The organism is uncultured Pseudokineococcus sp. (genome assembly GCF_947499845.1).
Taxonomy (GTDB): domain Bacteria; phylum Actinomycetota; class Actinomycetes; order Actinomycetales; family Quadrisphaeraceae; genus Pseudokineococcus.
The window spans coordinates 48,129-69,012 of the sequence record NZ_CANMPM010000015.1; the positions used below are offsets into that span (position 1 = coordinate 48,129).

A 20,884-nucleotide genomic window follows, 5' to 3' on the forward strand; every position below is an offset into this window, starting at 1 on the left:
CGTCGTCGTCGTCGAGGTCGTCGGCGCGGTCGTCGGGCGGGCGCGGGCTCACCGGCGCTGCCCGAGGAACTCGAGGAGCAGCTGGCGCTGGAGGGCGAACATGGCGCGCTCCTCCTCCGGCTCGGCGTGGTCGTAGCCCAGCAGGTGCAGGACGCCGTGCGTCGTCAGCAGCAGGAGCTCGTCGGCCGTGGAGTGCCCGGCCGCCCGGGCCTGGCGGGCCGCGACGTCGGGGCACAGGACGACGTCGCCGAGCAGCCCCGGCGGGCTCGGCTCGGCGTCGGTGCCCGGTCGGAGCTCGTCCATGGGGAAGGACAGGACGTCGGTCGGCCCCTCCTCGCCCATGTGCTGCACGTGCAGGGCCGCCATGGCCTCCTCGTCGACGACGAGGACCGACAGCTCCGCGCGCGGGTGGACGTGGAGGGCGTCGAGGACGTGGCGGGCGAGGTCGGCGAGCTCGCGCTCGTCGACGGCGTGCGCCGTCTCGTTGGCGACCTCGACGCTCATGCGCCGGCGTCCTCGGAGGCCGGCGCCTCGTGCGCGCCGCTGCGGGCGGGCGCCGACCGGCGCGGGCCCCTCACGTCGCGGCGCTGGCCGTCGGGCGCGGTGGCGCCCCGGCGCGCGTCCCACCGGCCGTAGGCCTCGACGATGTCGCTGACGAGCTTGTGCCGGACGACGTCGCCCGCCTCGAGGCGGGCGAACGCGACCCCGTCGACGCCGTCGAGGATGTCCTGGACGACGCGCAGGCCCGACTCGGTGCCGCTCGGGAGGTCGACCTGCGTGACGTCGCCGGTGACGACCATCTTCGAGCCGAAGCCCAGGCGCGTGAGGAACATCTTCATCTGCTCGGCCGAGGTGTTCTGCGCCTCGTCGAGGATGATGAAGGCGTCGTTGAGGGTGCGTCCGCGCATGTAGGCGAGCGGCGCCACCTCGATCGTCCCCGCGGCCAGCAGCCGCGGCACCTGCTCCGGGTCGAGCATGTCGCCCAGGGCGTCGTACAGCGGCCGCAGGTAGGGGTCGATCTTCTCGGTGAGCGTGCCCGGCAGGAAGCCGAGCCGCTCCCCCGCCTCGACGGCCGGGCGCGTGAGGACGATGCGCGTGACCTGCTTGGCCTGCAGCGCCTGCACGGCCTTGGCCATGGCGAGGTAGGTCTTGCCCGTTCCGGCGGGGCCGATCCCGAAGACGACCGTCTGCTCCTCGATGGCGTCGACGTACCGCTTCTGCCCCAGGGTCTTGGGGCGGATGGTGCGCCCGCGCGAGGACAGGACGTCGAGCGTGAGGACGTCGGCGGGCCGCTCGCTCGTCGCCCGGCGCAGCATCGCGACCGACCGCTCGACGGCGTCGGGGGTGAGCACCTGGCCGGCGGCGACGACGGCGGAGAGCTCGTCGACGAGCCGCTCGAGCAGCGCCACCTCGGGCGCCGGCCCGGAGGCGGTGATCTCGTCGCCGCGCACGTGCACGTCGAGCTCGGGGAACGAGCGCTCGACGACGCGCAGCAGCTGGTCCCCGCTGCCGAGCAGCGACAGCATCGGCACCTCGGGAGGCACGACGACGGTGTGGCGGGTCCGCCCGGTCGCGGGGCGCGCGCCGCCGGGGCGGCGGGGGGAGGTCTCGTGGGGCTGCGTCATGGGCGGGCCGGGGCCCAGGGCTCCTCGCGCTCGCGCACCACCGGGCCGGGCGCGCTCGTCGGGTGAAGGGTAGCCCGCGGCCGCCGGGCCGACCGGGGTGGCGCCGCCCCGCGGGGCGAGCCGGTCAGAGCGACCCGGCGAGCTCCCCGCCCGGGGCTGCGAGGACGTGGCCGTGCGCGTGGTGGACGGTCTGCCCCGCAGACGCCCCCGTGTTGAAGACGAGGCGGTGCTCGCCCGCCGCGGCGCCCCCGTCGGCGGCCACCCGGGCGCCCGTGGCGACGAGGTCCGCGAGGACGCCGGGAGCCTCCGCCGCCAGCGCGACGACGTCCGGGTGGTGGTCGCGCGGCACGACGAGGACGTGCAGCGGGGCCTGCGGGGCGAGGTCGCGGAAGGCGACGACGGCGTCGGTGCTCGCGACCAGCTCGGCCGGCACCTCCCCGGCGACGATGCCGCAGAAGACGCAGCCGTCCTGCCGCCGGGGGTCTGCGCCACCGGCGGGAGCGTCGCGCCGGGGCGTGGCCTGATCGCTGTCCGTCATGCACCGGGACTCTAGGCGGCCGCCGTACGGCGCCCCGACCCCACGGCCGGAGGCCCGCCCGGCGCGCGGTCCGACAGCGCGCGCCGAGCGGCCCCGCGCTCGCACCGGCGTCGAGCGCCGGGTCAGCGCCCCGAGATGAGGTCCCGCAGCCGTCCGAACACCCCGCCGCCGGCGCTCGTCAGACGGCCCTCGGCCGCCTCCTCGCCCCGCATCTCGGCGAGCTGGCGCAGCAGCTCCTCCTGGCGCTCGTCGAGCCGGGTCGGCGTCTGCACGTCCACGTGGACGAGCAGGTCGCCGCGGCCACCGCCGCGCAGGTGCCCGACGCCGAGGCCCCGCAGCGTGTGCACCTCGCCGGACTGGGTGCCGGCGCGCACGTCGACGGACTGCGCGCCGTCGAGGGTGTCGACGGACAGGGTCGTGCCCAGCGCCGCCGCGGTCATGGGCACCTGGACCGTGCAGTGCAGGTCGTCGCCCCGGCGGGTGAAGGTCTCGTGGTCGCGCTCGACGACCTCGACGAAGAGGTCGCCGGGCGGGCCCCCGCCGAAGCCGACCTCGCTCTGGCCCGCCAGCTGGATGCGGGTGCCCGTGCTGACGCCCGGGGGGATGCGGACCGTGAGGGTCCGGCGCTCCTGCACGCGCCCCTCCCCCGCGCACTCGGGGCACGGGTTGGGGATGGTCGTGCCGAAGCCGCCGCAGTTCGGGCACGGCGCGGTCGTCATGACCTGGCCGAGGAAGCTGCGGACCTGGCGCTGCACCTGGCCGCGGCCGCCGCAGACCTCGCAGGTGCGCGGCGAGGTGCCGGGCTGGCAGCACGAGCCCTGGCACGTGGAGCAGACGACGGCCGTGTCCACCTGCAGCTCGCGGTCGGCGCCGAAGACGGCGTCGCGCAGGTCGACCTCGACGCGCACCAGCGCGTCCTGGCCCCGGCGGGCGCGCGAGGCCGGGCCCCGCCCGCCGCCCCCGGCCGCGCCGCCGAAGAAGGTCTCGAAGATGTCGCTGAAGCCGAAGCCGCCGCCCGCTCCCCCGCCGCCGAAGCCGCCGAGGCTCTCGCCGCGGTCGTAGGCGCGGCGCTTCTCGGGGTTGGACAGCACGTCGTAGGCCGCGGACACGTCCTTGAAGCGGTCGGCCTCGCCGGGGTTGACGTCCGGGTGGAGCTTGCGCGCCAGCTTCCGGTACGCCTTCTTGATGTCCTCGGTCGAGGCGTCGCGCGGGACGCCCAGGGCCTCGTAGTGGTCGCTCACCAGGGGTGCTCGCTCCTGTCGGGGTCAGGTCCGTGGGTCGGGACGGCGGCCGCCGGGTCGGGCCGGGGACGCGCGGGCGGCGGGCCCACCGGGCGCCCGCCCGCCGGGTCAGCTGCCGATGATGCGGGACACGTAGCGGGCCACCGCGCGGACGGCGGCCATGGTCGTCGGGTAGTCCATGCGCGTGGGGCCGAGGACGCCGAGGTGGGCGACCACCTGGCCGCCCGAGCCGTAGCCGCTCGTCACCACCGACGCGTCGAGGAGGCGGTCGTGCTCGAGCTCGCGCCCGATGCGCACGGACACGCCGCCCGCCGCCGCCGCCGCGTCGTCGGCCATCTCCCCGAGCAGCCGCAGGAGGACGACCTGCTCCTCGATGGCCTCGAGGACCGGCGAGATCGACTGGGGGAAGTCGGTGCCCGCGCGCGCGAGGTTCGCCGTGCCCGCGAGGACGACGCGCTCCTCCCGCTCGGCGGACAGCGAGTCCTCGAGCGCCCGCAGGACGGCGCGCACGACGTCGCGGTCCTCCGGGCGGAAGCGCTCGGGCAGGGCCGGGAGGCGGGCGACGACGTCGGAGAGCCGGGCGCCCGCGGACGCCTCGCCGAGGCGCGTGCGCATCTCGGCGACGAGGGTCTCGGGCACCTCGTGCCCGACCTCGACCGTGCGCTGCTCGACCCGCCCGGAGTCGGTGATGAGGACGAGCAGCAGGCGCGGGCCGCCGAGCGGCACGAGCTCCACGTGGCGGACGGTGGCCCGGCTGAGGGACGGGTACTGGACGACGGCGACCTGGCGCGTGAGCTGGGCGAGCGCCCGCACGGTCCGCGTGAGGACGTCGTCGAGGTCCGTCGCGTCGTCGAGGAGGGTCGAGATGGCCCGCCGCTCGGCCGGGGACAGCGGCTTCACCGTGGAGAGCCGGTCGACGAAGGCGCGGTAGCCCTTGTCCGTGGGGACGCGGCCGGCGCTCGTGTGCGGCTGGGCGATGTAGCCCTCCTCCTCGAGGACGGCCATGTCGTTGCGGATGGTGGCGGGCGAGACCCCGAGGCTGTGGCGCTCGACGAGGACCTTGGAGCCGACCGGCTCCCGGGTCGCGACGTAGTCCTCGACGATGGCCCGCAGGACCGCCAGCCGCCGCTCGTCGCTCACCGGTGCACCTCCGCCCTCGTCCGCCCGCCGCGGCTGCGCGCCGCCGGGCCGGCGCGGCTCGCCCCGCGCCTGGCACTCCTCGGTCGTGAGTGCCAAGCCTACGCCCGCGCGGCGGGCGGCCCGGCACGGCGCCCGGGAGGCGCCGCGCCGGGCCGGACGACGAGGACGGCGGAGGCCGCGCAGCCGGCTCAGCCGCGGACGGCGCCGAGCACGCGGTCGGCGAGCCCCGGGCCCTGCGCGTCCTCGCTCGGCGTGAGCGCGCGCAGCGGCTCGGCCAGCTCGCGCCGGAAGAAGTCCATGAAGCCGTCGGGGTCCGGCCCCGCGTTCATGGTGACGACGTGGTCGAAGCCGGCGTCGACGAACTGCTGGGCCACCTCGAGGTGGCGGGCGACGTCGGGCCCGCACGCGAACTGCTGCTGGATCTGCTCGAGGGTCACGCTCTGCGTCGCGGCGTCGAAGTTGACGGGGTTCGGCAGCTCGGACATGACCTTCCAGCCCGTCAGCGCCCACCGCGTCTTCTCCCAGACCGCCTGGGCGGCGCTCTCCGCGTCGGGCGCCCAGGCCAGCGGCACCTCGGCGTAGGCGGGCCCCTCGCCCCCGAGGCGCTTCCACGTGGCGACCATGTCGCCCTTCGGCTCCGTGGCGAACAGGCCGTCGCCCAGCTCGGCGGCGATGCGCGCGGACACCGGGCCGCTGGCCGCGACGGCGATGGCGGGCAGCTCGTCGGGCAGGTCGAAGACGCGGGCGTCCTCCAGCTGCAGGTGCTTGCCCTCGTAGGAGCGGTACCCGCCCTGCCAGAGCAACCGGATGATCTCCAGGGCCTCGCGGAAGCGCGCGTGGCGGCCGCGCACGCTGGGGAAGTGCTGGCCCCCGACGACGTGCTCGTTGAGGCGCTCGCCGGCGCCGACGCCGAGCGTGAAGCGCCCGTCCGAGATGATCTGCATGGTGGCCGCGGCCTGGGCGATGACGGCCGGGTGGTAGCGGACGCTCGGGCACGTCACGCCCGTCGCCAGGCGCAGCGTCGACGTCCTCGCCGCGATGTTGGCCAGCAGCGCCCACGTGAAGCCGCTGTGCCCCTGGGTGTCGAGCCAGGGGTGGAAGTGGTCGCTCATCTCGACGAAGTCGAAGCCGGCCTTCTCGGCCTCGACGGCCTGCCGGACGATCTCCTTCGGGTCGAAGGCCTCGGTCGCGAGCTTGTAGCCGATCTGCATGGCGGTCCTCCGCGGTGGTCCTCTGGGCTGGTCCGGTGGGCTCCCGCGGTGCGGATCCCCCACGGTCGCGGGGCGGCGGGGCTGGTCGCGCCTCCACGCTAGGAGCGCCGCCGGGGTGGCGCACGCGGGCGCGGCGTCGCCCCGGCCGCACCCGCGCGGGCTAGCGTCGGTGCGCATGAGCAGCACGACCTCCGGCGCGCGCCCCGGCGACCGGTACGGCTCCGACGTCCTGTCCGGCGACTGGAGGGTCCCCCGCCGCGGGCGCAGCGCCGAGCTCGCGGCCGAGCGCGGCCTCGTCGTCGAGGACGCCGAGACGGGGTGGACGGGCGCCGTGGTCCGCGTGGAGAAGGCCGGCGGCACGCACGTCGTCCACCTCGAGGACCGACGCGGGCGCACGCGCGGGTTCCCCATGGGCCCGGGCTTCCTCGTCGAGGGGCGCCCCGTCCTCCTCGTGCCGCCGCGCCGCGCACCGGGCTCGTCGGCAGCGGGCGGGCCGGGCTCGTCGTCGGCGTCCACGGGGCTGCGCCCGGGCCGCACGGCCAGCGGCTCCAGAGCCGTCACCGGCCAGCGCGCCCGGGTCGCCCGCGGCAGCCGCATCTGGGTCGAGGGCCGCCACGACGCCGAGCTCGTCGAGAAGGTGTGGGGCGACGACCTGCGCGTGGAGGGGGTCGTCGTCGAGCCGCTCGACGGCGTCGACGACCTCGCGGGCGCGCTCGCGGCCTTCGCCCCCGAGCCCGGCCGCCGCGTCGGCGTCCTCGTCGACCACCTGGTCGCGGGCAGCAAGGAGACGCGCGTCGTGGACGCGGCGCTCGCCGACCCGCGCTGGCGGGGCCTCGTGCACGTCGTCGGGCACCCCTACGTGGACGTCTGGGCCGCCGTCCGGCCGGCGTCGCTGGGGCTGCGCGCGTGGCCCGAGGTCCCGCGCGGCACCTCGTGGAAGCACGGCGTGCTCGCCGCGCTCGGGTGGCCGCACGCCGACCAGCGCGACGTCGCCCACGGCTGGAAGCGGATCCTCGGCGCGGTGACGACGATCGCCGACCTCGAGCCGTCCCTGTCGGGCCGCGTCGAGGAGCTCATCGACTTCGTCACCGCCCCCGGCGCCTGAGGCCCCCGGCGCGCTGAGCCCCCCACGGCTGGGGCACCGGCGCCTGAGCCGCCGGTGCTCCGGGCGCCTCCGCCCCGCGGGTGGTCGGCCGACGCCGCCTCCCGGGGGAGGTCGACCGCGCGCCGGTGGGCCGCGGCGGTCGCCCGACCCCTAGCGTGGGGACCCGGGCGCGACCCGCGCGGCCCGAGTGAGGAGCCTCCGGTGTCCGACCAGCAGCCCCGCGGCGACGAGCCCCGCGCCGAGCAGCCCCCGACCGGGTGGTCGCCCCCGCCGCAGCCGCCGTCGTCCCCGGCGGGGTCCGAGGGACCGGGCACCGGGAGCGGTGACGCCTCCACCGGCCCCCGCGGCGGCGGCGCACCGCAGGGCGACCCCTTCGCCGGGGGCCCCTACGGCGGCGGCGACCAGCGGACCGCCGGCACCTACGGCTCCGGCTACGGCCAGCAGGCCCCGCGTCCGGCGGGGACGGACGACCTGCGTCCCGCCGACCAGCGGATGTGGGCGACGCTCACGCACGTCGCCGGCATCGTCGTGCCGGTGCTCGGACCGCTCGTCGCCTACCTCGTCCTCAAGGACCGGGGCTTGTTCGTGCAGGACCAGACGAAGGAGGCGCTCAACGCGCACATCTCCCTCGCGCTGTACTTCGTGGGGCTCTACATCGCCTTCGGCATCCTCAGCCTCATCACTCTGGGGCTGTTCTCGCCTCTTCTGGCGCTCCCGCCGCTGCTGTGGTTCCCGCTCGTGCTCTTCGGCATCCTCGCCGCCGTCGCGTCCAACCGGGGCGAGCGCTACCGCTACCCGCTCGTGGTCCGCTTCGTGCGCTGACCCCCCGCCGCGGACGGCCGGGGCACCGGCCACGGTCGTCCGCGGCGCCGTCACCAGCCCAGCAGGCGGCGGACGACGCCGTCGGCGAGCAGACGCCCGCGGGCGGTGAGCACGACGCGCTCCGGCGGGGTCCCGCCCGAGCCGGGCTCGACGAGGCCGTCGGCGACGACGCCGGCCACCTCCGCTCGGCCCTCCGGCGGGAGCGCCGTGACGGGCAGCCCCTCGGCCAGGCGGACGCCGAGCAGGACCCGCTCGACGAGGCGCGCGTCGTCGTCGAGCACCTCCCGGCCGTGGGCGGGCGAGGCACCGCGCTGGAGGCGGGCGCTGTAGGCGCCGGGGTGCTTGACGTTCCACCAGCGCACGCCCCCGACGTGGCTGTGGGCGCCGGGCCCGACGCCCCACCAGTCGTCGGCCCGCCAGTAGGACAGGTTGTGGCGGCAGCGGGCCTCGGGCCGCGCGGCCCAGTTGCTCACCTCGTACCAGGCCATGCCGGCCGCGCCGAGCAGCGCGTCGGCGTCCTCGTACTTGGCGGCGAGGTCGTCGGGGTCGGGCGACGTGATCTCCCCCCGGCGCACCTGCCCGGCCATCTTGGTGCCGGCCTCGACGACGAGCGCGTAGGCGGACACGTGGTCCGGGCGGCAGGCGAGCGCGGCCTCGACGCTGCGCCGCCAGTCGTCGCGGGACTCCCCGGGCGCGCCGTAGATGAGGTCCAGGCTCACCTGCAGGCCGGCCTCGCGCGCCCACCGGACGACGTCGGGCACCCGCGCCGGGTCGTGGGTGCGGTCGAGCGTCGCGAGCACGTGGGGCACGGCCGACTGCATGCCGAACGACACGCGGGTCACCCCGCCCGCGGCGAGCTCCGCGAGCGACGCGGGCGTCACGGAGTCGGGGTTGGCCTCGGTCGTCACCTCGGCCCCCGGCGCGAGGCCGTGGACGTCGCGGACGGCCTCGAGCATCCGCAGCAGGTCCCCGGGAGGGAGCAGCGTCGGCGTCCCCCCGCCGACGAAGACCGTCGAGACGGGGCGCGCGGGCAGCCCGGCCGCCGCGAGGACGCGGCCGGACATCTCGACCTCGCGGACGGCCGTGGCGGCGTAGCCCGCGCGGGACGAGCCGCTGCCGGCGCCGCCGAGCTCCTCGGCCGTGTACGTCGTGAAGTCGCAGTAGCCGCAGCGGACCCGGCAGAAGGGCACGTGCAGGTAGAGGGCCAGTGCGCGCTCCTCGGCGCCCACGGCCGCGGAGGGCGGCAGGGCGCCGTCCTCGGGCGCGGGGTCTCCGACGGGCAGGGCGGGGCTCACTCCCCCATGCTCCCCCGCCCCCCGGGCGGTCGCCGACCACGGCCCCGGGCGACCACCCGGCCCACCTCCGGCCGGAGCTGCCGGGCGGCCACCCGACCGGCGGCTTTCCGAGCGCGGCCCACGGCGCGCAGGTCCAGGGGCGCAGGATGGGTCGGTGGACCCGACGACGCGACGACGCCGCGACGACCCCCCGGCGCAGCGGGTGCGCCTGCGGGCCCTGGCCCCCGACGACGTCGCCCTGCGCGCCGCGCTGGTGCAGCTGGAGCCGGCGCCGCACCAGCTCGGCGCCTCGGCCTCCGCCCGGCAGACGCTGCCGGCCGCCGACGCCGACCCGCGGCGGGCACCCTTCGCCGTCCTGCTGGACGCGGAACCCATCGGCTTCGGCGTCCTGGACCGCGGCGACCTGCTCGCCCAGGTCGTCGACGAGCCGGAGCGCGCCGTCCTGCTGCGCGGCTTCTACCTCACGGCGTCCGCGCAGGGGCGCGGGCACGGCCGCGCCGCCGCCACGCAGGTGCCCGCGCTGGCCGCGGACCTGTGGGGACCGGTGGCGGCGGGCGGGCCCGCGCTCGTCGTCCTCACCGTGGGGACGAGCAACGCCGCGGCCCAGCGCGCCTACGCCGCGGCCGGCTTCCGCGGCACGGGCGTGCAGCAGCGGGTCGAGGGGCAGGAGCCGCAGCACGTGCTCGTGGCGGCCGTCCCGCAGCCGCCCCGAGCCACCACGAGGCTCAGCGCCTCCGGGCGCCCTTGCGCCGCGAGCGCCCTTCGTCAGGGACGCGAGAGCGCTCGGTCGACGTAGTCGAGCAGAGCGGGGGCGAGCCGCAGCGAGCCGTCGTCGTGGGCCGCGCGAAGCACCCGGGCGTCCTCCGGCGAGCGGTCGGTGAAGAAGGCGGACGTCGTGACGCCGTGGCCGGGGCGCGAGAGGACCTCGACGGCGTCACCGGCCCGCACCTCACCGGGCACCAGCACCCGCAGGTACGCACCGGGTCTGCCGCGCTCGGTGAAGCGGCGGACCCACCGCTCCTCCCCGAGGTGACGGGCGAAGGTCTGGCACGGCGTGCGCGCCATGGTGACCTCCACCTCGAGCCGCTCGCCGACGCGCCAGCGCTCCCCCACCTCGGCGCCGTCGACGTCGACGCCGGCCGTGCGGAGGTTCTCCCCGAAGAGCCCCGGCGGCAGGTCGCGCTGCAGGACGTCGGTCCAGTGGTCGGCCTCCTCCTGCGCGTACGCGTAGACGGCCTTGTCCGGCCCTCCGTGGTCCTTCCGGTCCGCCTGGACGTCACCGCGCACCCCGAGGTGGCCCACGTCGACCGCCCCGGCGAGAGACCGCTTGTCGATGGCGGTGACGTCCCCGGTCGACCCGTCGGGCTGCAGCTGGTGCACGCGGCAGACGGCGAGGAGACGGCCTGCGGCGGACCCGGTCGGAGACGTGGCGGGAGGCATGGCGGCAGTAGACCAGCGCCAGGGCGCGACGGGGCCGCCTCCGGCCGTCACGGGTCGTCCTCGACGACCGAGCCGGGAGGCGGACCGTCGGCGCGGTCGTCGGCTCCCTCCGTCGACGGCGGGCTCGGCGCCGGACTCGACGACGCACCGTCGGCGCGGCCGGGCTCCTCGGCGGGACAGCCACCGTCGGGGTGGTGGAGCTCGTCGGTCAGCTCGTGGGCGAGGTCTTCCAGGCGTGCCCGCCACGGTGGTGGCGCGGTGGCTGGGGGTGGGTCGCCGGCGCGGGTGATGACGGGGCGGCCGTCGACGAGGTGGGCGACGAGGGCGCCGGTGTGGACGCGGCGGTGGTCGTGCCCGCAGACCAGGGCGAGGTTGGACAGGTCGGTGGGGCCGCCGTCGGCCCAGTGCACGACGTGGTGGGCGTGGGTCCTGCTCACGGGGGCGCCGCAGCCGGGGGCGATGCACCCGCGGTCGCGGATCGCCAGGGCCCGCCGCTGCGCCGGGGTGACCGTGTACGCGGCCCGCCCGACGTCCAACGGCTCGGACCGGGACCCGAGGACGACAGGGACGACCTCGGCGTCGCAGGCCAACCGGCGCACCGCACCGGCCGACAACGGGGCGTCGTCGACCAGCAGGCCCGCCCCGGCCACCTCGCCGGTGAGGGAGGCGAGGTCCATCGTCACCACGACCCGCGCCCGCGCCCCACCCGCGGAGGGAACCCCGGTGGGGCTGCCCGGCGGGGCCGACAGGGCCTTGTCGGCCAGGGCGACGAGGGCGTCGGCGCGGCGTTGCGGGGCCGAGCGCAGGTCCGGGCCGTGCTCCCCCGACGGCTCCGGGGCGGCGAGAGCCTCGAGCGCAGTCATCAGGATCGCGCCCGCCTCCGGAGCCAGGCGCCCGCGCACGTGCCAGGTGCCGTGCAGGTCCGGCGAGCAGAAGAGCTCCCGGCGCCGGTGCGCCCGCTCCTCCCGGCGGCCGAGGAGGTCCGCGCCCTCCAGCGCGGCCTCACCGCCGGCCAGGGCGTCCTCGCCGGCCTCGGACAGCTCGGCGCGGGCCAGCAACCCCGCCGCGTGATGCCGCAGCACCGTCAACGGCACCTCGGGGGCGTGCTCGAGGAGCACCCGCTCCACCGCCGCCCGCCCCACCGGCCCGTAGTGCTCGGGCAGGTCCAGCACCGTCCCCGCGACCACGTCCGCCGCGTCCACGCTCACCCGCCCCGCGGCCAGCGCCGCGCCCGTCGCGGACCCCTCCCCCAGCCCCGCCCCACGCCCACCGGTCCGCGCGACCCGCTGCACGGGCAGGCCCGCCCCCGTCACGAACGCCACCGTCGCCTGACGCCGCGCCGCCGTCGCCGGGTGCACCCCCAACACCCCCGCGAGCTCACCGCGCCCGTCCCCCGCCCGCGACCGGGCGAGGACGGCCCGCTCACCCGGCGTCAGACCGCCCGGCACCAGCGCCTCACCCCGGGCCGCGACCTCCCCCAGCACCACCACCTGCGCGGCCTGCGCGACGCGCACCAGCGACTCCAGCTCGGACAGCACCGCCCGCAGGTCCGACGTGGCCACCGACCACACCCCCAGCCCCGCCACCGCAGAACGCCCTGCGTCGAGGGCCGACCGCAGCGCCGCGAGCGCGGGCACCGCGCCAGCACCGGAGACCGGTTCGTGCGCGGCGCCCGGCACGGCGTCGGGCACCCCCGCCCCCGGCACCACCTCGTCCTCCACACCCACGACCGTAGGCGCGACCACCGACAACGGCTCAAACACGTGTTCGATGTCACCAACGCCGGGTCTCGTCCGGAACGGCAGCCCTCAAGCCGCCGCCGCGGACGACCGATGCGGGATCGTGACCACGACCAGCTCAGCCCCGGCACCGTCGCCGTGCGAGCGGCCCGACGTGCCCGCGCCCGCCCTCGCTCCCGCCCATGACGAGAGCACCCTCTTGCAGGACGCCGCCGCCGCCCGCTCGTGGGGCGCCGTCGACCGCCGTCGCGACCCACGGCGGCGCCACCGCTGAGCCGGCTACTTCTTGGCGCCGTCCTTGCTCTCGGCGGCGTCCGCGGTGAGGGCGGCGATGAAGGCCTCCTGCGGCACCTCGACGCGTCCCACCATCTTCATCCGCTTCTTGCCCTCCTTCTGCTTCTCCAGCAGCTTGCGCTTGCGGGTGATGTCACCGCCGTAGCACTTGGAGAGGACGTCCTTGCGGATGGCGCGGACCGTCTCGCGGGCGATGACGCGCGCCCCGATCGCGGCCTGCACGGGCACCTCGAACTGCTGGCGCGGGATGAGCTTCTGCAGCCGCCCGGCCATCATCGTGCCGTAGGGGTACGCCTTGTCCTTGTGGACGATGGCGCTGAACGCGTCGACCTTCTCGCCCTGCAGCAGGACGTCGACCTTGACGAGGTCCGCCGCCTGGTCGCCGGCGGGCTCGTAGTCCAGCGACGCGTAGCCCTTCGTCCTCGACTTCAGCTGGTCGAAGAAGTCGAAGACGATCTCGGCCAGCGGCAGCTGGTAGCGCAGCTCGACCCGCTCGGGCGAGAGGTAGTCCATGCCGAGCATCTCTCCGCGGCGGCTCTGGCACAGCTCCATGACGGCGCCGATGTAGTCGCTCGGCGCGAGCACCGTCGCCTTGACCACCGGCTCGCGGACCTCCCCCACCTTGCCCTCGGGGAACTCGCTGGGGTTGGTGACGGAGACGACCTCGCCGTCGTCCATCCGCACCTCGTAGACGACGCTCGGCGCGGTCGAGATGAGGTCGAGGTCGAACTCCCGCTCCAGGCGCTCGCGGACGATCTCGAGGTGGAGCAGGCCGAGGAAGCCGCAGCGGAAGCCGAAGCCGAGGGCGACGGAGGTCTCCGGCTCGTAGACGAGGGCGGCGTCGTTGAGCTTGAGCTTGTCGAGGGCGTCGCGCAGCACCGGGTAGTCGGAGCCGTCGAGCGGGAAGAGCCCGGAGAAGACCATGGGGCGCGGGTCGCGGTAGCCGCCGAGGTCGTCCTTCGCCGGCTTCACCGCGTCGGTGACCGTGTCGCCCACGCGCGACTGGCGCACGTCCTTGACGCCGGTGATGAGGTACCCGACCTCGCCCACCCCGAGCCCCTTCGACGGCGTCGGCTCGGGCGAGCTGACGCCGATCTCGAGCAGCTCGTGCGTCGCCCGGGTCGACATCATGGCGATCCGCTGGCGCGGGTCCAGGCGCCCGTCGACGACGCGGACGTAGGTGACGACGCCGCGGTAGGTGTCGTAGACCGAGTCGAAGATCATGGCGCGCGCGGGGGCGTCCGGGTCGCCGACCGGCGCCGGCACCCGCTGCACGATGCGGTCGAGCAGCTCGGGCACGCCCTCGCCCGTCTTGCCGCTGACGCGGAGCACGTCCGCGGGGTCGCAGCCGACGAGCCCGGCGATCTCCTCCGCGTACCGCTCCGGCTGGGCGGCGGGCAGGTCGATCTTGTTGAGCACCGGGATGATCTCGAGGTCGCCCTCCATCGCCAGGTAGAGGTTGGCGAGCGTCTGCGCCTCGATGCCCTGGGAGGCGTCGACGAGGAGGACGGCTCCCTCGCAGGCGGCGAGGGAGCGGGAGACCTCGTAGGTGAAGTCGACGTGGCCCGGGGTGTCGATCATGTTGAGCGCGTGGGCGCGCCCGTCGACGGTCCACGGCATGCGGACGGCCTGGCTCTTGATGGTGATGCCGCGCTCGCGCTCGATGTCCATGCGGTCGAGGTACTGCGCCCGCATGGCCCGCTCGTCCACGACGCCGGTGATCTGCAGCATCCGGTCGGCCAGGGTCGACTTGCCGTGGTCGATGTGGGCGATGATCGAGAAGTTCCGCAGCAGGGCGGGGGCGGTCGAGGCGGGCTCGATGCTGCCGTGCGCGGCGTCGCTGCGGGCCGGGGCGCTCACGGGCTCGGGCCACCTCCGTCGGGATCCGGGCCGCGGGCGCATGGCCGGCGGCGGGCGAGAGCCCATCGTCGCACGCCGCGGCGCCCCGCCCGGGGCCCGAGCGAGCGGTGGGACCCGCGGCCGTCGACGAGCCCGGGCGGTGACGGCGGTGACCGCGGCCACGGCGCTGGTAGCCTTGCACGTCGCGCCCGACGCGCGTCCCCTCGTGGGGCGCCCGAGCGCACCGGCACCGCCACCGCCGGGCGTCCAGCCCGGGTCGTGGCCGCCTCGCAGACCTTCGAGCACGAGCCAGACACGACCGACCTGGAGCTAATCAGACGTGGCGAACATCAAGAGCCAGAAGAAGCGCATCCTCACCAACGAGAAGGCGCGCCTGCGCAACAAGGCCGTCAAGTCCGAGCTGAAGTCGGCGGTCCGCTCCGTCCGCGAGGCCGCCGACAGCGGCGACCGCGACAAGGCCCAGTCGGCGCTCGCCCGTGCGTCCAAGCGCCTCGACAAGGCCGTGAGCAAGGGCGTCATCCACAAGAACCAGGCGGCCAACCGCAAGTCGGCCCTCGCCAAGCGCGTCGCCTCCGTCTGAGGCGGCGCCGCGGGCCCGGCGCCCGCAGCGCACGACGTCGAAGGGCGCACCCCCACGGGGGGTGCGCCCTTCGGTCGTCTCGGGCCGTCCTCGTCGGCGGACCCCCGGGACGCGGGTCAGCCGCCCACGACGACGGTCCACTCCCGGACCGAGACGACCTGCACGACGCCGTCGCGGAGGAACGGGTCGTCCGCCAGCATCCCGCGCACGGCCGCCTCGTCGTCGGCCCGGTAGACGAGGCAGGCCCCGGTGCCGTCGGCCCACGGACCCGACAGGACGAGGGCCCCGCGGGCGTGGAGCGCCGCCAGGTGCTCCCGGTGGGCGGGGCGCGAGGCCGCCACCACGTCGGGGGCGGCGGTGTAGACGATCTCGGCGACGAAGTGGGTCACGGGGGCTCCTCCGGTGCGGGGCGGGTGGTCGGACGCGGGGGTCGAGGACGGCCGGCTCAGCGCTCGTGCGCGTCGCAGAGGGCGAGGACGGCGCGCTCGAGCGCGTAGACGGGGTCGCGACCGCCGCCCTTGACGGCGGCGTCGGTCTCGGCCAGCAGGACGATGCCGGCGCCGAGGGCGCCCGGCGTCCAGCCGCGCAGCTCGCGCCGGGTGCGGTCGACCATCCACGGCGCCATGCCCAGCGCCTTCGCCACCTCGTCACCCCGGCCCCGCGAGCCGCCGACGAGCACCATCTGCCGCAGCCGCGCGGCGAGGACGGCGACGATCGGCACGGGGTCGAGGCCGGTGGCCACCGCCTGGCGCAGCAGGGCGAGCGCCTCGGCGCGGTGCCCGGCGACGACGGCGTCGGCCACCCGGAACCCCGTGGCCTCGACGCGGCCGCCGTAGTAGCGCGTGACGTCCTCCACCTCGACCGTGCCCGAGGTGTCGGCGACGAGCTGGGCGCACGAGGCGGACAGCTCGCGCAGGTCGGACCCCACCGCGTCGACGAGCGCGCGCGCGGCGGGGGCCGCGATGCGCCGCCGCGCCGCCTCGAACTCCAGGCCCACGAACTCGAGCTTCTCGGCGTCCTTCTTGAGCGGCGGGCAGTCGACGAGGACGGCACCCGCGTGCGCGCGGGCGACCTCGAGGACCTTGCGACCGCCGGAGCCGCCGGCGTGCCGGACGACGAGGACGACGTCGTCGGCCGGCGCGGCCAGGTAGGCCCGCAGGTCGGGCTCGAAGCGCTCGGCGGGGGCCTCGGCGCCCGTGACGACCGCGAGCCGGGGCTCGCCGAACAGCGACGGGCTGGCGACCGCCTCGAGCACGCCCCCCTCGTAGGAGGTGGCGTCGACGCCGACGACCTCGAGCTCGGGGTGCTCGGCGCGCTGCAGCGCCATGACGCGGGCGACCGCGCGCTCGGCGAGCACCTGCTCGGTGCCCGTGACGAGCACGAGCGGCGCGGGGACGGCCTCGCGCCACCCCCGGGCGCCCGAGGACCGGCCGGACGAGCGGCCCGAGGACCGGCTCGTCGACCGCTGCTGACGGGTGCCCTGGGCCACTCGGGCAGCCTGCCACGCGCCGCCGACACCCGCCCCGCGCGCCCGCGCCGCCCGCACCTCAGCACGTGGCGCCGTCGCGGAGGGCGCGCCGTGCGGTCAGCACCAGCGCGTCGGGGCGCCCCGAGACGGCCACGTCCCCCGTCGCCGTCGTGCAGGCGACGACGGCGCCGCCGGCCCCCGCGAGCTCGAGGGCGCGAGCGGTGGGGTGGCCGTAGGTGTTCTCCCCCACCCCGACGAGCGCGGCGCGCGGGTCGGCGAGCGCCGCGAGGCCGGGGTCCTGGTCGGACGAGCCGTGGTGGGCGACGCCGAGGACGTCGACGGGCCACGCGCCGGCGTCCGTCGACGTCGCCCGCCGCAGCGCCGCCTGGGCCTCGGCGCCGAGGTCGCCGAGGGCGGTCACCCGCCCGTCGGGCGCCTCGAGGACGACCACGACGCTCGCGTCGTTGGCGCCGTCGTCCTCGCCGCCCGCCGCACCCCCGCCCCCAGCCGCACCACGGACCCCGCCGGCGGCCGAGGGCCCCGGCGACGCCCCCGCCCCGGGCGCGAGGACGCGCCAGCGGACCTCCCCCGCGGTCCCCTGCTCGCCGGCCACGCCGACGGACGAGGGCACGCCCGCGTCCGCCAGCTGCTGCGCGACGCGGCCGGCCGCGGCGTCCGGCACGGGCAGCGGGCTCGTGAGCGCGCGCTCCACCTCCCGCCCCGCGAGCGCCCCCGGGAGCCCGTCGACGTGGTCGGCGTGGAAGTGCGTGAGGACGAGCAGGTCGACCCGCTCGACGCCGAGGCGGTCCAGGCACCCGTCGACGAGGGCGGGGTCGGGGCCGACGTCGACGACCACCGCCGCGCCGGGTCCGCTGCGGACGACCAGGGCGGCCCCCTGGCCGACGTCGCACTGGACGGCGAGCCAGTCGGGCGGCGGCCACGACGCGCCGCCGAGCCGCGCCCGCACCGGCGGCGCCAGGGCGAGCCCGGTGACGAGGCAGGCGGCCGCGACCAGGGCCAGGACCTGGCGGCGATCCCGCCCGGCACCACCCGGCCGGCCCGCCGGGACGTCGGGGCCGCCCCGTGCCGGGCGCCGGGGCCGAGGTCCGGCACCGACGACGGCCGCCCCGAGGCCCCGGGCGCCCGCGGGGTCGCGCGGCCGGGCGCGCACCGCGGCGGCGACGCCCCGGAGGAGCGCCGGGAGGACGACGAGGGCCGTCAGCAGGACTCCCGCGAGCAGGGCGGCGCCCGCCCAGCCGCCGGGCCACGGCACCGTGGCCGCGGGGACCGACGCCGCGGTCCGCGCGACCGCTGCCACCCAGCCGGCGGCCCAGCCCGCGGGGACGACGAGGACGTGGGCGAGCGGCGGCGAGAGGGGCGCCACCGCGAGCGCAAGGACGCCGAGCACGGTGGCGGGTGCGACCGCCGGCGCCGCGAGCACGTTGGCGGGCACGGCGACGAGGGAGACCCGCGGGTCGAGCAGCAGGAGGACGGGCGCGCAGACCGCCTGCGCGGCCAGCGGCACCGCGACGACGACGGCCGCCCGCTCCGGCACGACCCGCGCCAGGCCCGCGGCCCACGGCCGGGCCAGCAGGAGGAGCGCGCCGGTGCCGAGCACCGAGAGCGCGAAGCCGACCGAGCGCGAGGTGGACGGGTCGAGCACGACGAGCACGACGACGGCCGCCGCCAGCGGCGGCACGCCGCGCCCCGGCCGGGCCGCGAGCAGCCCCACGAGCGCGGCGGCCGCCATCACGCCCGCGCGCAGCACGCTGGGCTCCGGCCCGGCCACGGCGACGAAGGCGGTGAGCGCGGCCCCGGCGACGGCGGCCCGGGCGAGCCGCCGGGCGCCGAGGAGCGCGGCGCCTCCCGCGGCGGCGGCGACGAGGACGGCCGTGTTGCCGCCGCTCACCGCGGTGAGGTGGGCGAGCCCGGCGGTGCGCATGGCGTCCTCCAGGTCGGGGGGCAGTGCGGTGGTGTCCCCCACGACGAGGCCCGGCAGCAGGCCCCGCGGGTCGGCGGGCAGCGGCTCGACCGCCGTGCGCAGGCCCGCGCGCAGGTGCGCCGCGGCGCCCCGCCACCCGGTGGGGGGACGGACCGCATGCAGGGGGCCCTGCACCCGCAGGAGCGCGACGACGTCGTCCCCCGGCTCGGTGGGGACGAGGCGCCCGACGACGGTGACCTCCTCGTCGCGCCCCAGCTCGGCGACCTGCCGGCCGCCGACGAGGAGGAGTCCGCCCCGGGCGCCGCCGACCGCACCGCGTCCGGCGACCTCGAGCGCGCGCACCCGGACGACCCACCGCTCGGGCGAGGACGCCCCTGCTCCGCCGGACCCGCTGGGACCGTGCGCCGCCGGGGCGACCGGTGAGGGGTCGGCGCTCACCCGGACGGCGACCTCCACGACGGCGCGCCGCTCGACGAGGTCGGGCAGGAGACCACCGGAGGTGCCCGCCGTGCGCACGCCCGCGGAGGCCAGGGCGGCAGCGGCCGCGACGGCGGCCAGCGCCAGGGCCGCCCGCGCTCCGGCGGCCCCGGGCCGGTGCTCCCGCGGGCGCGGGCCCGGGCGGCCGAGCCCGGCGCCCGGGCCCGCGCGGCCCGGCGCGGCGCGGGCGGCGACCGGACCACGAGCGGGGCCGACGCGGACGGACGCGACGGGGACGCGACGGACGGGGGCGCGACCGACGGGGCGGACCAGCACGGGACCGACCAGGAGGAGGGCGGCGAGGAGGAGGCCGCCGAGGGCCGCCCAGAGCGCGACCGCGGGCGGGACGCCGACGCCCGCCGCGGCGCCGCCCCAGGCGGCGACCGCCGCCGGGACGAGGCGCAGGTCCTCGCGGTGGACGCCGGGGAGCGAGGCCTCGACGGCCGGCTGGACGGCGGACGGCGGGCCCGCGGCCGGCACGTCGGCCGACGGCGCGCCGCCCGGCGCCGACGCCCCCGGCGCGCTGGACCCGCCCGTCCCGGGGTCCTCGCTTGTCCCGGGGTCCCCGCTCGTCCCGGGCGAGCCGCCCGTCGCACCCGGTGCCGGGGGCCTCGGGAGGCCGGGTCGGGCGTCGGGCCGCACCTCAGACGACCACGAGCTCGCGCAGTTCGGCGAGGCGCGCCTCGCCGATGCCGCTGACCTCCCCCAGCTCCTCGACGCTCGTGAAGGCGCCGAGCTGCTCGCGGGTGTCGAGGATGCGCTGGGCCAGCACGGGCCCGATGCCCGGCAGGCCGTCGAGGTCGGCGAGGCCCGCCCGGTTGAGGTCGAGCAGGCCGCCGCCCCATGCCCCGCCGTCCCCTGCCCCGCCGCCCGGCGCCGCCGGGGCGCCCGCGGCCCCCGTCGACGTCCCTGGGGTCGACGTCCCTGCTGCCGGCGCACCGGGGGCCGCGACGACCAGGGGGCCGGGCTCCTCCCCCGGCGCCGGGACGAGCACCTGCTCCCCGTCGACGACCGGCCGGGCGAGGTTCACCCGTGCGAGGTCGGCCTCCGGCGTCGCCCCGCCCGCGGCCTCGAGGGCGTCCACCACCCGCGCGCCGACCGGCAGCCGGACGACGCCCGGGGCCGCGACCCTGCCCACCACGTGCACGAGGAGCTCCTCGGCCACGGCGGCCCCCGGCGGGGTCGTCGCCCCGGAGGGCGCCGGCGCCGCAGGCACCTCAGGAGGCGCCGCGGGAGGCGCCCCAGGTGTCGCCGCCGGCGGCGCCGCGGTACCGCGAGCGGTGGCGGAGGTCGTCGGCGTCCCCCCGAGCGCCTCCACCGGCGTCGGGGCGCCCGCGGCGGCCACCGGCGCGCGGACGGGCACGGGCAGCCCCGGGGCCGTCGCGGAGGAGCGGACGGCGAGGGCGACGACGACCACGGCGGCGACGAGGAGGGTCGCCGTGACGGCCGGAAGGGGGACAGCCCACCGGGCGGCGCGCACCGACGGAGGCACCCGGTCCGCGAGGGCCGCCCGCAGCTGCGGCCACAGGCCCAGGCCCTCGACGAGGTCCGGCTCCTCGGCGACGGACCACCGGTCGGCAGCCCCCTGGCCGGCCCCGTGACGTCCGTGCCCGTGACGCCCGTGCCCGCGGCGGACGCGGCGGCCCCCTCGGGCCCGCCCGCCGCCGTCCACGAGGCCGTCCACGTCCGAGCCGTCGTCGAGGTCCTCCTCGTCCATGCCGTCGTCGTCGAGGTCCTGGGGGTCCACCCGGGGGGCGACGGGGCCGGCGACCGCCGCGTCGCCGGCGCCGCGGTGCGGGCGTCCGGCCAGCACGGCGTCCAGCCGCGCGCGCACGACCTCGCCGTCGGTGCTCCCCGCTCGTCCCACACCGAGAGGCTGCTCGTCAGGCCCCCGCCCGCGCCGCGCACCGGCCCTACCTGGGGACGCGGGCCCGCCGGGCCGCGCCTGTGCGCACCGCCCGGACGCCCGCCCGTCCGCCCACGGCACGGACGCCCCCGGCACGGACCCCCGGCGCGGACGCCCCCGCACGCCTCAGCCCTGATCCACCGATAGGTCGCGGTGCCTGGTCGGTGGCGGGCCTGGAGTCGTCGTCGGGCGGGTGGGCGT

The 20,884-nt window shown here is 77.9% G+C and carries 18 protein-coding genes; 4 read left to right on the forward strand and 14 right to left on the reverse strand.

Annotated features, from left to right (window positions below):
* Window positions 1-48: 48 nt before the first annotated feature.
* The 6 genes from ybeY to Q0789_RS13300 form a co-directional block, all read right to left on the reverse strand.
* Window positions 49-504 carry an rRNA maturation RNase YbeY gene (ybeY, locus tag Q0789_RS13275; RefSeq protein WP_212770705.1) on the reverse strand — a complete coding sequence of 152 codons (456 nt, stop codon included), beginning with the start codon at window positions 502-504 and terminating at the stop codon, window positions 49-51.
* On the reverse strand, window positions 501-1,625 hold the full coding sequence (locus tag Q0789_RS13280; RefSeq protein WP_298805972.1) for a PhoH family protein: 1,125 nt from the start codon (window positions 1,623-1,625) through the stop codon (window positions 501-503). The genes ybeY and Q0789_RS13280 overlap by 4 nt, the downstream gene beginning before the upstream one ends.
* Window positions 1,626-1,749: 124 nt before the next feature.
* Window positions 1,750-2,163: an HIT domain-containing protein gene (locus tag Q0789_RS13285; protein ID WP_298805974.1), complete on the reverse strand. Its 414-nt coding sequence runs from the start codon at window positions 2,161-2,163 to the stop codon at window positions 1,750-1,752.
* Window positions 2,164-2,285: 122 nt separating this feature from the next.
* Entirely contained in the window at window positions 2,286-3,404 is a 1,119-nt protein-coding gene (dnaJ, locus tag Q0789_RS13290) for a molecular chaperone DnaJ (protein ID WP_298805976.1), read from the reverse strand.
* A 108-nt stretch (window positions 3,405-3,512) separates the two neighbouring features.
* Entirely contained in the window at window positions 3,513-4,544 is a 1,032-nt protein-coding gene (hrcA, locus tag Q0789_RS13295; RefSeq protein WP_298805978.1) for a heat-inducible transcriptional repressor HrcA, read from the reverse strand.
* A gap of 188 nt (window positions 4,545-4,732) precedes the next feature.
* Window positions 4,733-5,755, reverse strand: a complete 1,023-nt coding sequence (locus Q0789_RS13300; protein ID WP_298805980.1) for a TIGR03557 family F420-dependent LLM class oxidoreductase — start codon at window positions 5,753-5,755, stop codon at window positions 4,733-4,735.
* A 175-nt stretch (window positions 5,756-5,930) separates the two neighbouring features.
* On the opposite strand from Q0789_RS13300, the gene Q0789_RS13305 reads away from it, so the two are divergent.
* Window positions 5,931-6,860, forward strand: a complete 930-nt coding sequence (locus Q0789_RS13305) for a DUF3097 domain-containing protein (RefSeq protein ID WP_298805982.1) — start codon at window positions 5,931-5,933, stop codon at window positions 6,858-6,860.
* Window positions 6,861-7,061: 201 nt separating this feature from the next.
* Window positions 7,062-7,682, forward strand: coding sequence for a DUF4870 domain-containing protein (locus Q0789_RS13310; RefSeq protein WP_298805984.1), 621 nt, complete (start codon window positions 7,062-7,064; stop codon window positions 7,680-7,682).
* A gap of 50 nt (window positions 7,683-7,732) precedes the next feature.
* Here the strand turns inward: Q0789_RS13310 and hemW are convergent, their stop codons facing one another.
* Window positions 7,733-8,977, reverse strand: coding sequence for a radical SAM family heme chaperone HemW (gene hemW / locus Q0789_RS13315; protein WP_298805986.1), 1,245 nt, complete (start codon window positions 8,975-8,977; stop codon window positions 7,733-7,735).
* A 154-nt stretch (window positions 8,978-9,131) separates the two neighbouring features.
* On the opposite strand from hemW, the gene Q0789_RS13320 reads away from it, so the two are divergent.
* Window positions 9,132-9,773 carry a GNAT family N-acetyltransferase gene (locus Q0789_RS13320; RefSeq protein WP_298805988.1) on the forward strand — a complete coding sequence of 214 codons (642 nt, stop codon included), beginning with the start codon at window positions 9,132-9,134 and terminating at the stop codon, window positions 9,771-9,773.
* On the opposite strand, the gene Q0789_RS13325 is transcribed toward Q0789_RS13320, so the two are convergent.
* From Q0789_RS13325 to lepA, 3 genes are all read right to left on the reverse strand, one after another.
* On the reverse strand, window positions 9,743-10,357 hold the full coding sequence (locus Q0789_RS13325) for an MOSC domain-containing protein (protein ID WP_298805990.1): 615 nt from the start codon (window positions 10,355-10,357) through the stop codon (window positions 9,743-9,745). The two genes, Q0789_RS13320 and Q0789_RS13325, sit on opposite strands and share 31 nt — an antisense overlap.
* Before the next feature lie 107 nt (window positions 10,358-10,464).
* Complete coding sequence (locus Q0789_RS13330; RefSeq protein WP_298805992.1) at window positions 10,465-12,138, reverse strand: HNH endonuclease signature motif containing protein; 1,674 nt, start codon at window positions 12,136-12,138, stop codon at window positions 10,465-10,467.
* Window positions 12,139-12,435: 297 nt separating this feature from the next.
* Window positions 12,436-14,310, reverse strand: a complete 1,875-nt coding sequence (gene lepA / locus Q0789_RS13335) for a translation elongation factor 4 (RefSeq protein ID WP_298805994.1) — start codon at window positions 14,308-14,310, stop codon at window positions 12,436-12,438.
* A 319-nt stretch (window positions 14,311-14,629) separates the two neighbouring features.
* Between lepA and rpsT the strand changes: the two genes are divergently transcribed.
* Window positions 14,630-14,890, forward strand: coding sequence for a 30S ribosomal protein S20 (rpsT, locus tag Q0789_RS13340; protein WP_298805996.1), 261 nt, complete (start codon window positions 14,630-14,632; stop codon window positions 14,888-14,890).
* Window positions 14,891-15,006: 116 nt separating this feature from the next.
* Here rpsT and Q0789_RS13345 read toward each other — a convergent pair whose 3' ends face one another.
* From Q0789_RS13345 to Q0789_RS13360, 4 genes are all read right to left on the reverse strand, one after another.
* On the reverse strand, window positions 15,007-15,279 hold the full coding sequence (locus tag Q0789_RS13345; protein WP_298805998.1) for a YciI family protein: 273 nt from the start codon (window positions 15,277-15,279) through the stop codon (window positions 15,007-15,009).
* A gap of 56 nt (window positions 15,280-15,335) precedes the next feature.
* Window positions 15,336-16,379 carry a DNA polymerase III subunit delta gene (holA, locus tag Q0789_RS13350; protein ID WP_298806000.1) on the reverse strand — a complete coding sequence of 348 codons (1,044 nt, stop codon included), beginning with the start codon at window positions 16,377-16,379 and terminating at the stop codon, window positions 15,336-15,338.
* Between the two features lie 58 nt (window positions 16,380-16,437).
* Window positions 16,438-19,257, reverse strand: a complete 2,820-nt coding sequence (locus tag Q0789_RS13355) for a ComEC/Rec2 family competence protein (RefSeq protein ID WP_298806002.1) — start codon at window positions 19,255-19,257, stop codon at window positions 16,438-16,440.
* A gap of 163 nt (window positions 19,258-19,420) precedes the next feature.
* Window positions 19,421-20,644, reverse strand: coding sequence for a helix-hairpin-helix domain-containing protein (locus tag Q0789_RS13360; protein WP_298806004.1), 1,224 nt, complete (start codon window positions 20,642-20,644; stop codon window positions 19,421-19,423).
* Between the last annotated feature and the right edge of the window lie 240 nt (window positions 20,645-20,884).